The sequence below is a fragment of the Streptomyces sp. NPDC002104 genome (assembly GCF_053593795.1).
On the sequence record NZ_JBSFDF010000016.1, the window covers coordinates 111,428 to 122,860 of the forward strand.

The window sequence follows — 11,433 nt, forward strand, 5'->3', positions numbered from 1 at the left end:
GCACCTGCTCGACTGTGAACCGCTCTGGCGGCTTAACTGCCTCCCGAAACAAATCGATGCGCCAAGTCGATTGTCAGTGGCCTCTGTCAGGGTATGCGCCATCTACAGCGAAGCGAGGGGCGGTATTGGTGTTCCAGCGCGATGGCTCAGGGGTCGCCGAGTCATTTGATCTTGATTCATTAACGGTGAGCGACCGTCTACGTCTGTTCAACTTCACTCAGCGCGATGAGCCTGTGGCGTATCTGTGGGTGCTGCGGGCCATGAACGTGCTGCGGGCCGTACACCAGCCGCAGGTGCACCCCGACGACGTGGCGAACGCGCTGAAGGAGCTCGCGACAGCGCACGACGAGGTGCCTTCCGCCGCGGACTTGAACCTGCGGGCCATGCTCGACAACCTCTCCTCGGACACCGAACAGGTCCTCTACCGGGTGGAGGACCCGTTGCGGTGCGGCAATCTGGCCGCCTACCGGAATCGGCAGTCGGTCTACCAGTTCACGGAGATCGGGTACCGCGTCTATTGCGCGGTGGAAGAGGTCATCGGCTCCCGGCTGCAGGACGCGAACCTGTCGCGGCTGGTCTTCGCCGACATCCTGGCTGACTTCAAGGCTCTGGCGACAGCGAACCGGGAGGGAGACCGGGACGAGGTGTATCGCAAGCTCGCCCGTCTCGACAGCGTGCTGGAAGACATGACGCAGAGAGCGGCGCGCTTCTATCTGACGCTGAACGACGTGGCGCGTACGACGGATGTCTCTCCGGAGACGTTCCTGCGCTACAAGCACGCGCTGCTGGCGCACATGAGTGAGTTCACGGCGGAGCTGGAGCGTTACGCGCCCCGGCTGGCGGAGGCTGTGTACGAGGTGGAAGACAGTGGGGTGGAGACCCTGCTGGAGCGGGCCGCTGCGGTGGATGAGCGGCCGATGATGCGGCCGGCCGCGCGGCTTGAGGATTGGCGTCGGCGCTGGATGGGGTTGCGTCAGTGGTTCTTGGCCGAAGGCACTGGGGAAACCAGGGCCGCTCAGTTGCAGGGGGCGACGCGTTCGGCCATCTCGGGAGTCATTGCTCTGCTGCGGCAGGTGACGGAGTCGCGTCGAGGCGGGGTGAGCCGGACTACCCAGTTGCGGCATCTCGCCGCCTGGGCGGCGGGTGCGCCGGATGAGCAGGCAGCGAACGCCCTGGTGTCGGCTGCCTTCGACCTGCGCTCGGTACGGCATCTGTCGGGTGCGCATGACGATGATGACCAGATCTCTCCGCGGGCGACGTGGTGGGATGCCCCCGGGGTGGAGGTCAGCATCAGCCTGTTCCGGCATGGCAAGCGGCCGGCACCGGGCGGCCCGCAGCCGGTCCGTACCCTTCGTGGCGCTCATGCCCGCCTGCGCGAGCAGCAGCTGGCGGATCGGGCTGCGGACCGGGAGGCGGCCACGGATCTCCTGGACCTTGGGGCCCATGATCGGGTGCTGAACGCGGCGGAGACCCGTGCCGTGCTCAAGCTGCTGACCCGTGCCCTTCAGGCCCGGACGGTCGTCGCGGGCCGGCTGCGTTCGGGTACTGGCAGCAGCGACGTCCTGACGCTGCGCCTGGTGCCGGACGAGCGTGGCAGCCGGCTTCGGACCGAGACCGGCACGTTGCACCTGCCCGGCTTCGCCTTGGAGATCAAGCCTCATGGTGCGATGCGCCGTCGTCGAACGGAGACGTCCTGATGGCCGCCCATCGCGTAGCCGCCTCCGTGGAGACTGCTGACCTGGGCTCGTACCAGCAAGCGGCCCGGCTCATGCTGCTGCACGGTTTCGTCACCGAGAACTACCCGCGGGCCAAGGCTCTGGGGCTGGTGCTGCAGTGGGCCGACGAGCTGGCCAAGGATTTCCGGAACCTGTTCGGCTACTCCTTGCAGACCAGTGCCCGTCACGCACGGCTGCTGCGGCGGCTGGATGCCTTCGATGACAGCCAGGCGTTCCTCACAGTGAAGAGCAAGAGACCGTTCGACCGGCGGCGACTGGCCTACCTCTGTCTCGTCCTGGCGTGTCTGCATCGGTCACGGGTCGAGATCAACCTCGCCGATCTGGTGAAGCTCCTCGCGCCGTCCGCCAACGCGATCGAGCACCTGGGCTTCGATGCGACCGCACCGGGCCACAAGGATGCGGTCGTGGATGTGATGGACTGGCTTGTCGACCGGGGTGCGCTGCGGATCTCCGATGGCTCGATGGAGGACTGGGCCCGTGACCACGACCGCGGGGACGCACTGTTCGACATCGACCACAACACCTGCGCGGCGCTCTTCCGGCCGAGCAAGCCCCTGCAGCACCTGGCCAGCGCCGCTGGGCTGCTGGACACACCGACGGCTGGCACCGGCCGGGACCCCCGTCGGCGGCTCGCTGCCCAGCGAGCCCGTCGGCTGCTGATCGAGTACCCGGTGGTCTACTTCGGCGACACCGACACGGAGACAGCGGCAGCGCTGCGCCAGCCCACCCTGGCCGAGGACCTCACACGGCTGACCGGGTTGCCTGTCGAGCGCCGGGCTGAGGGGGTCATGCTCGTCGACACCACAGGGCACTTCACCGACAAGCGGTTCCCTGGCCGCGGCGGAGCGGTCAACCGCACCGCCGGGCTGATCCTCGCGAAGGTCGCGGACCTGCGGGAAGACCCCGACCGAGCGAGCAGCCTGCGGTTCCTGCTGCCGCCCGACCCGGGGGAGGAACACGCCGACCTGCTGAGCCGCATCGACCTGGCCCTCCCCCAGGCCGGCACGCTCGAAGCCCTGGCCCACGGCCCCCACACGGACGCCGGCCACGACACGGACGACACCGATCCGGCCGCCCCGGAGCATGAGAGGCAGGCGGGCCTGCCTTTTGTAGAACACAGCGCCCTGGAGCAGATGATCACCGAACTCTATGAAGAGTTCGGCGCTTCCTCCTTCACCAACAAGTGGCAGGCCGATCCCGGCGGGCTGCTCGCAGAGGCGGTCGCGCTCCTGGCGGACCTGCGCCTTGTCCACATCGTCCCCGGCGGGGTCCTGGTTCGGCCCGCGGCTGGCCGCTACCGCAACATCACCGCCGTCCTGCCCCGCCCCGCGCATGACGGCCAGTTCGCTCTCGACTTCCCCCTTGAGGAAACCTCTCGATGACTCTCATCCCCCACTCCCGCACCGCTGACCAGCCGGAGGTTCGCTTCAAGCCCACGCGCGCCGGGGTCATCGGCCTGTGGGACTACACCGACGAGGAGTTCGTCTTCGCCGACGGCCGCCTGGTCCTGCGAGGACACAACGGTTCTGGCAAGACCAAGGCCCTTGAGGTTCTGTTCCCTCTGGTCCTGGACGGTGTCCTCGACGCTCGGCGCCTTGATCCGTTCAGCGGCGAGGAGCGGACCATGAAGTCGAACCTCCTCTACAAGGGGCAGGAGTCCGCATACGGCTATGTATGGATGGAGTTCGCCCGTACCGGACCCGACGGCGAGGTCCTCGAGGCCGTAACCGTGGGGCTTGGCATGCGGGTGACCAAGCCCATGTCCACGCCTGCCCGCTTCTTCTTCGTCACCGACGGCCGAGTCGGCATCGACTTCGGCCTGCTGGACGCCGCCTCACGCCCGCTGCGGGAGAACGCCTTCAAGACGCTGCTGGGCGAAGGAGCCACCTACGCTACAGCGGAGGCGTATCGCGAGGCTGTCGACGACCGGCTGTTCGGTCTGGGCCGCGAGCGCTACAACCAGCTGGTCAACCTGCTGCTCCAGCTGCGGCGCCCATTGCTGGCCAAGGACCTCGACCCGGTCAAGGTGTCCGACACCCTCACCGCCGGACTGCGTCCCGTAGACGATGGCCTGGTCCTGCAGGCCGCCCGCGACTTCGAGAACCTCGCCGAGATCCAAGCGCTCCTCAACGCCCTCACGGGGGCCGATGCCGCGGTCCGGGACTTCCTGCGTGAATACACCAGTTACCTGCGCGCCCATGCCCGTGACCGTGTCGACCACGTCACCGGGCGCATCCAGGACACGGCCGCCCAGTGCGAGACGATCTTGGAAGCGGCGGGCGGCCACCGCACCGCCGAGCGGCAGCTGACTGCCTCACAGCAGGAGCGGGATACCGCCGAACGCCAGTGCAACGAGATCGGCGCTCGCCTGGTCGAGTACCAGGACCACGACGCCATCAAGAAGCAGGACGGGCTCAGGGAACTGCGCGAGCGCGTACGCACCGAGCGCGCGGGCATCGCCGACGGTGAACGCCACCTCAACCGGGCTCAGGAGAACTTGGCCACACTCAAGCAGGAGGCGGAACGCGCCCTCCAGCGGCACGATGACCTGCGCAAGGCGGCCTCCCGGCACACCCACAGCCTCATGGACACGGCACGCCGCTGTGGCATCCTGCACGACGACGACGCGCTGGATCTCGGCGCTGAGCTGGATTCGCAGGTCGCCGGTCGGGTCGCCGCCCGTCGCAGCGAACTGAAGGACGTACGCGCCCACCTCACCGCGTCCGACGCCGCCGCGAAGGACCAGGAGCGCGAGCAAGAGCACTGTGACACGGCGAACGGTGAACTGACCGAGGCCGAGCGGCAGTCCGCCGCAGCAGCAAAGAAGCTCGACCTCGCCCGCGCCACGGCCTGCCAGGAGCTGGACGCGTTCGTCGGCCGCTGGAGCGGCAGCGACGACACCGCCGTCTTGCTCTCCGCGGACGGTGACGTGCTGCGCGCGGCCATCGGCGCCGTGGGGGAAGCCGAGGCGGCCCCGCTGCCGGAGGTCTTCCGTTCCCTCACCGACCAGCGCCGCACCGGCGCCCTGACCCGCGTCCAGACCCTGAAGCGGCAGCACGGCGACACCGCGGACACTCTGCGAGCCAGGCGGGACGAGCGCAACACCGTCGCGGCGGAGGGTGATGACGCGCCGCCGCCCAGTGACCTGCGCCCGGCCAGCCGCGACGGGCGGCCCGGCGCTCCGCTGTGGCAACTCGTGCGATTAGCTGATCACGTCCCCGACGACCAAGCAGCCGCAGTGGAGGGCGCACTGTACGCGGCCGGCCTGCTCACCGCCTGGCTGCACCCCGACCCCGCGCTCACCGACCAGGCACTGCACGACAAGGTCGCCGACGCCTTCCTCCGCCCGCTGCCTCCCGCACAGCGGCCCACCGGCCGCACCCTGGCCGATGTACTGATCGTCGAAGACCAGAAGCACGTCAGCTCCGCTGCCATCCGGGCTGTCCTGGCATCCATCGCCGTAACCGACGACGCACCGGCAGCGGACGAGGAGCTGTCTGCTCCCTCGGTGACCACGGGTTCACACTTCCGCCTCGGCATCCAGGCCGGTGCGCATCCCAAGGCCCGGCCGGAGTACATCGGGGCCACCGCGCGGGCCTCCCGCCGGCGCGAACGGCTGCGCCGCCTCGACGAATCCATCGCCGCCCTGGAAGCTCAGCTCGCCGGCATCGGGGAACACCAGCGGTACGCGGAAGAAGCCTTTGACGACTTCGACCGCGCCAGGCGTGAGCTCCCCCGCACCCAGGCGATCACCGAAGCGGTAGGCGAAGTGGCAGTGATGTCGGAGAAGGTCGCCGGAGCCCGCCGCCGCCTTACCGAAGCACGCAAGCGACTCGACGGAGCGATCGCCCGGGCCCATGAGAAGAACCGGCAGCTTCGGCATGCCGCCACGGCCGCGCGTCTGCCCACCCGGCGTGAAGAACTGGACAATGTTGCCCAGACCATCGACGACTTCGCCGACGCCGGCACGGCGCTCTCCACCTGCCGTCAGCAGGCCGATGCAGCCGAGCGCGACATCTCCAGCCGCAAGGGGATCATCGAAGCCCAGACCGAGTCCTGCACGGACCAGGCCGAGGCGCTGCAAGCACGCAAGGACGATTTCTCGGTTCAGGACGAACGCCTGCGCACCCAGGAGGCGACGCTCGAAGCACCCCTGCAGAAGATCCTGCAGCAGATCGCGGAATCCCAGGAGCAGCTCGCCGATGCACGCAAGACTTTCGACCGTGCGAAGAAGGACGCCGAAGAACAGCGGGACCGGCTTCTGAAAGCCGCCCATGCCCTGGAGTTCGGCCGCACAGCACTGGCCACGGCCGTATCCGAGCAGGTGCGCACCACGCTCACCCTTGAGCCGTACGCCCGGCCCGACCTGCTGGGCCTACTCGAAGCAACCGCGGACACCGCTTGGCTGCCGCACGACATGTGGCCGAGTCCCGAGCAGGCAGTCCAGGCACTCATGAACAGCCTCACTTCGCCCGATACCACCCTCACGGGCACAGAGGCCGCCCGAACCGTCGTCCCCGACTCCGTCGCCTCCCTGATCAGCGCGCTCGACGAGGCGACCCGCGGTCGCGCGATCACCGCGAGCCTCCTGAAGACCGTCACGACAAAGATCTCCAGCGCCATCACCACGCTGGAGACGGCCCTGGTGGAATCCGATCAGGGCTACCTCTTTGAGTGGGAGCCGGTCGGCGACATCATCCTGGCCCGAGTCACCGACAGCGAAGGACCGGCACCGGTAGCGGACTTCGCGCGACGCCTGGCCGAACAACTCGCCGATCAGAGCGTGCTGCTGGAAGACAAGGAACGCACCGTCCTGGAAGACGGACTCCTGACCGGGCTGGCCCAGCAAATCCACGACCGCACCATCGCCGCCCGCGACCTGGTCAAGAGCATGGACGCCGACACGCGATCCAGGCCGATGTCCTCCGGTACCACGGTGGGCATCAACTGGGTCGTCTCCGACGCGCTCACCGACTCCCAGCAGACCGTCAACAGGCTTCTCGACAAAGACGCCTCCGGACTCGGTCCCGTCGGCCTGGCCGAACTGCGATCCCACCTGCGCAACCAGATCCGAGCCAAAGCCGCTGCCGACGCGAAGAAGACTTACCAGCAAGTGATCACAGAGGTTCTGGACTACCGCGCCTGGCGCAAGTTCGAGCTGCGCCTGTTCCGGCCGGGCGGAAGCGAAGAGGAAAGGAGGAAGGGGGAACTCCTCACCAAGGCCAAGCACAGCGTGATGTCGGGCGGTGAGAAGTCCGCCTCCATCCACCTGCCGCTCTTCGCAGCTGCCCACGCCCAGTACAGCTCCGCTTACCACACCTGCCCGCGGCTGATCGCCCTGGACGAGGCATTCGCCGGCATCGACGAGGAGTACCGTCCCGATCTTCTTACCCTTACCGCCAAGTTCGACCTCGACCTCTTCATGACCGGCCATGACCTCTGGATCACCTACCCCGGTGTGCCGCAGATCTCGCACTACGACATGAAGCACGACGAGGCATCCCACACCGTCTCCGCCATGCTGCTCGTCTGGGACGGCGAACAGATCCTCGATGACCTTGAATACCCCGGATCCAACGATCTGGCCGCTGAACTCCTCGGCTTCACCCCCCGCCGCCACGTCCCTGCGCAGGCAGGACTGCTCGCCGACCTCTCCGACGAGGAGTCGGCGAACGACGACGCCGAGGAATCAGAATGACCACGTCAGCAGAGGCATACGAGCGCTACCGCGGCCCCGAGTTCCGCCGCCTCCTGGCCGCTGCCCGGCGCTCTCTCGAACGCAACGGCGGCGAGATCACAGGCTCCATCGGCCTGACCAACCCGACCACGGCCGAACGCAACGTCGTCGTCGGCATCACCGGCGCCTACCGCTCGGCTGATGTCCGCCGTCTCACCATCCCCCTCGCGGCATTGGAGGAGAGCGTACGCAACGTCACGGGCGGGTCGCTCCGCAGTGTCCTGGAACGGATCGGCCCCGAACTGCGCTTCCGCGCTGATGAGAGGACCACGCTCGATCAGGCCCGGCAGGAACTCCGTGCTGAGGCCGAGACCAGCCCACTACACGCCGCCCACTCCTGGTACCGGGAATGGCTGGTCGGTCTCGCATCCGACGGCACGATCACCGGGCTGATCAACAAGAATGACGCCCCCATCCTCAGCCAGGCCATCCACGTACTGGAGTACCTCCACAGCAGGCCCAGCGACTTGCCTCCGGTCATGCTGCCTGCCTTGGCCGACGCCACCACTGGAGACACCAAGGCCCTCAACCCCGGCCGAGGCGCTCTCCCCACCCTGGTCCTGCGAGCGCTTGCCACAGCACGCGGAATCCCACTCGAATCAGGAGCTGAGGCCCGTCGGGAGCTGTGGGACACCTTCGACGTCATCGTCGATGACCTCGCCAGCCGCGTCCTCGTCCTCAACCTCCCCGCGACCGGCCAAGGACTGGGCCAGTGGCTCACCGACGCCGCCCTCTACGGCACCCCCTTCCACATCACCCTCCACCAGCTCATCACCCTGCCCATCGCCATAAACCTGCCGACGGTGTACATCTGCGAGAACCCGGCCGTCCTCCGCCGCGCCGCCGGCGAACTCGGCAAGAGCAGTCCGCCGCTGATCTGTGCCGAGGGCCGCCCTTCCACCGCCTTCCATCGGCTCGCTCGCCTGATCACCGACGCCGGTGGCACCCTGCACTACCACGGAGACTTCGACTGGCCCGGTATCGAAATGACGAATCAGCTCCGCACCCGCTACCAGGCCAAGCCCTGGCGAATGAGCGCAGCGGACTACCTCAGCGGGGTTCGCTCCGACAGCGATCACGTCCAGCTCGGAGGCAAGCCTCAAGGCACCCCCTGGGACCAAGAACTCGCCAAGGTCATGGAAAGGGAGAACCGTGCCGTCTACGAGGAAGCAGTCACCGACACGCTCCTGGCCGATTGGTCCCCTAGCGTCTCGGAGGAAATCCACTGAGCAACTCCGCAGCTCGGGGTAGCTGAAGACAGGGGGCGGTTGACACACGCGGGCTACAGGTCGGAACTCGACGGAGGCCCTGCTGCCTCCTCGGCCGATTTGGCGTCGAGGATCAGGAAGCTCACATCGTGCTGCTGCAGACCTCGGGCAACTCTGCGCAGGACCACCCACGGGTCAACGGTGGCCGGGATGCGGTGGGTGGCCAGTACGGAGTCGTAGCAGAAGCCGGCCTGTTCAAGGATCGCCACAATGGAGTCGTCGTACAGACCGTCGGCAATCCATCCGTGTTCGGGATGTTCGCCGAAGAGGATCACCGGGCCAGAGTCGTCGGCGTCCTCCTCAGACTTCTGCCCTGCGGGGTCCGGCTCGGCCGCCCGGGATACGCCGACGTCTGTGTAGCCCACGAAGCCGTCTGGTCCTACTGGCCGAGCGGCGAAGCCAAGCCAGTGCGCTGGGCTCTCCGCGGTGGGGTCCTGTTCTGCGAGCGCGGCCGCAGTCAGCACACGCCGCAGGACCCCTGGTCCGCCGTCGCCGAGGCCAGCCTTGCCTGCCGCGTACGTGAGCAGCTGGTTGAACCCCTCCGTGCCGTACCCTTCGAACCACTGGTCCAGGGTGAGTTCGCCGCCGAAATTTGCGCGATAGTCATCCCTGTCGCGCCTCTGGACGGCAGCGATCACCTCCACCGCGTGCTGGATCGCGGCTGGGGAAACCCCATTTCGTTCAGCCTCCGCGCGCAGCTGCTCCTCGCGGGCGGACTGGTCCACAGCTGTCTCCTCGGTGTCGTGCATGTCCCGAAGCATGACTCATTGTGGCCCGGGACTGTGTACAGCCTGACATGGGTGGCCCCGGGTAGATACGGCCCTGGGGCCAGCGTCAGGGTGTGGTCATCTCAACGGCCGACCGGGCCGCCGCCCGGCCTCCCCGCGGTCTCCTACGGTTGCCGGGTCTATGCCAGTGCGGCGGCAGACTGGGGCATCCGGGGGTGGCGGCCCTCGTCCCGCATCCGCTGCATAAGCCCGAAGCCGTCCTGGGCCGTGATCAAGCCAGCCTTGACAGCCCACTTCACCACATCACGGGTCTCTGCGGTGTGGATGTCCTCCCTGCGGGCGTAGTCCAGGGACTCGCGGTCATCGGATATCCAGCAGGACTCGGCGAACTCGGCCCAGTTCTTGATGATATGGCAGGTCTGGGCCTCGCCGAGGTGCTGCGAAGGGCGATTGGCCGCGCCGCCGAACACGGCGGTGCGGATGCTGAGGATTCGGTCTGTGTCCTCGCGGTTCCCGATTGGGATCGGGTCCCCCAGCCAGCCCTGCCAGCTGAGATCCTGCAAGGCGGGCAGCAGCCGTGCGGACCTGCGGGCCTCCCTCGCCACAGCCTCGGTCCATCTGCCCCGCCCGTCGAGGACCTTGCTCAGGAGGTCAAGGCGTTCGACCGCGGCGAAGTTGCACAGGACGGTGTTGTCGGGGAACAGGAACGGGTACTCGCTCATGCGACACCGTCGTCTTCCTGGTCCGGGTTGAGCTCGGTCCTGAGCTCGTCCACGTCGACGCCGAGCAGTGTGGCGTAGGGGCGCAGTGTCGCCTTGCCAGCCTCGTAGGCGGCGCGTGTGTCGCGTACGAGCAGCCCGGGTAGCCGGGGCTGTTGCGAGAGGGTGGCGCGCTGTTCGAACTGTTCACTACGGCCGACGACGCGTGCGGCTTCGCCGGCTGTCATCCGCTTGTAGTGGTCGCGTGTGCCGGCGTCGATCAATCGGAGTTGCTCGAGGCGATACGCGAGGGTTTCGGGGCTGACCATGAGGTCGCAGGAAAGGGCTGCGTAGCTTTCGCGGGTAAGGCCGGCGGCTTTGATGGCTTCGCGCACGGTGCCCTCAGGCATCAGGAGGGCGGAGGCGAAGGCGTTGGCGCGCTGCTCGCTGGGATCGCGCCTCTGAGCGGGTGCGAAGAGGTCCCGGTCGAGGTGTACGTCCTGGTTGTCGTCGGCGAGGAGGTGTCCGAGTTCGTGGGCGAGGGTGAAGCGCTGACGTGCCGGATTGGAGGTGGTGGCCAGGACGATGAGCTTGGCGTCCTGCGTCGTGGCGGTGAGGCCGTCGAAGCCGTCACCGAGCTGGACGACGGCTACATCGGCGCCGAAGGTCTCCTCGATCAGCTCCGCCAGGTTGTCGGCGGTAACCGCATGGCCTTGGCGCGCTATTTCCTTGAGGGCTGCTTGTGCCAGTGCTTGTCCCTGGGCCGTGTAACTGCTGGTGGCATGTGCTGTCGCGGTGACAGGTCGCCAGGGCTGTGGGTAGCCTAGCGTGACCAGGTCCGTGCGCCGGGCGGTGTAATCCCGGGCCGCGTTGAGGGCCTCGCCGGCCTCGCCGGTGGTCGTCCTTGCCGCCACGGCCAGCGGGGGTTCGGCCCCGGTGAGCAGCCAGTCCAAGGAGACGTCGCACTCCTCGGCAATGTACGCGAGGTCGACGACGGAGAACTCGCTCGCGCCGCTCAGTGATTCGGCGAGTTGCGCGGCGTCGAGATCGACCTGCTCGGCGAAGTCGTGGAGGCTCAAGCCTGACTGCTCCATCAGGCTTTGGACGCGATTGGAGATGCTGGACACCGGTGGACAGTAGCCCGATGCCTGCACCGTCCACAAGGCGAGTCGAGGGCTGGTGCGCAGGTCGGCGCCCGATCCCGTCGGAACGGCGTGCGATGCCGGGCGGGGATCGTGGACGGATATCGGCCAAGGTGATCGCCGT

7 protein-coding genes are annotated in these 11,433 nt (G+C 67.6%); 4 read left to right on the forward strand and 3 right to left on the reverse strand.

The window, feature by feature from the left end:
• The first annotated feature begins 128 nt into the window (after window positions 1–128).
• From ACWCP2_RS16685 to ACWCP2_RS16700, 4 genes are read left to right on the forward strand one after another with little or no spacing between them, the layout of a single operon-like run.
• Window positions 129–1,697, forward strand: coding sequence for a TIGR02677 family protein (locus ACWCP2_RS16685; protein WP_450909309.1), 1,569 nt, complete (start codon window positions 129–131; stop codon window positions 1,695–1,697).
• Window positions 1,697–3,118, forward strand: coding sequence for a DUF2398 family protein (locus tag ACWCP2_RS16690; RefSeq protein WP_450909310.1), 1,422 nt, complete (start codon window positions 1,697–1,699; stop codon window positions 3,116–3,118). The genes ACWCP2_RS16685 and ACWCP2_RS16690 overlap by 1 nt, the downstream gene beginning before the upstream one ends.
• Complete coding sequence (locus tag ACWCP2_RS16695) at window positions 3,115–7,434, forward strand: TIGR02680 family protein (RefSeq protein ID WP_450909311.1); 4,320 nt, start codon at window positions 3,115–3,117, stop codon at window positions 7,432–7,434. Before ACWCP2_RS16690 ends, ACWCP2_RS16695 begins: the two co-directional genes overlap by 4 nt.
• Window positions 7,431–8,702, forward strand: coding sequence for a TIGR02679 family protein (locus tag ACWCP2_RS16700; protein ID WP_450909312.1), 1,272 nt, complete (start codon window positions 7,431–7,433; stop codon window positions 8,700–8,702). Before ACWCP2_RS16695 ends, ACWCP2_RS16700 begins: the two co-directional genes overlap by 4 nt.
• A 53-nt stretch (window positions 8,703–8,755) precedes the next feature.
• Here ACWCP2_RS16700 and ACWCP2_RS16705 read toward each other — a convergent pair whose 3' ends face one another.
• The 3 genes from ACWCP2_RS16705 to ACWCP2_RS16715 form a co-directional block, all read right to left on the reverse strand.
• The gene (locus ACWCP2_RS16705; protein WP_450909313.1) at window positions 8,756–9,490 is read right to left on the reverse strand and encodes a hypothetical protein; all 735 of its coding nucleotides are present in this window, start codon (window positions 9,488–9,490) and stop codon (window positions 8,756–8,758) included.
• A 158-nt stretch (window positions 9,491–9,648) separates the two neighbouring features.
• Entirely contained in the window at window positions 9,649–10,191 is a 543-nt protein-coding gene (locus ACWCP2_RS16710) for a hypothetical protein (RefSeq protein ID WP_384127604.1), read from the reverse strand.
• Window positions 10,188–11,294 (reverse strand): helix-turn-helix domain-containing protein, encoded by a 1,107-nt coding sequence (locus ACWCP2_RS16715; RefSeq protein ID WP_450909314.1) that lies wholly within the window; start codon window positions 11,292–11,294, stop codon window positions 10,188–10,190. The genes ACWCP2_RS16710 and ACWCP2_RS16715 overlap by 4 nt, the downstream gene beginning before the upstream one ends.
• Window positions 11,295–11,433 lie beyond the last annotated feature (139 nt).

Bases quoted from the DNA above. Each gene is read 5' to 3' on its own strand.
- ACWCP2_RS16700 (WP_450909312.1), top strand. From the start codon at position 7,431: ATGACCACGTCAGCAGAGGCATACGAGCGCTACCGCGGCCCCGAGTTC.
- ACWCP2_RS16705 (WP_450909313.1), bottom strand. From the start codon at position 9,490: ATGCACGACACCGAGGAGACAGCTGTGGACCAGTCCGCCCGCGAGGAG.
- ACWCP2_RS16710 (WP_384127604.1), bottom strand. From the start codon at position 10,191: ATGAGCGAGTACCCGTTCCTGTTCCCCGACAACACCGTCCTGTGCAAC.
- ACWCP2_RS16695 (WP_450909311.1), top strand. From the start codon at position 3,115: ATGACTCTCATCCCCCACTCCCGCACCGCTGACCAGCCGGAGGTTCGC.
- ACWCP2_RS16690 (WP_450909310.1), top strand. From the start codon at position 1,697: ATGGCCGCCCATCGCGTAGCCGCCTCCGTGGAGACTGCTGACCTGGGC.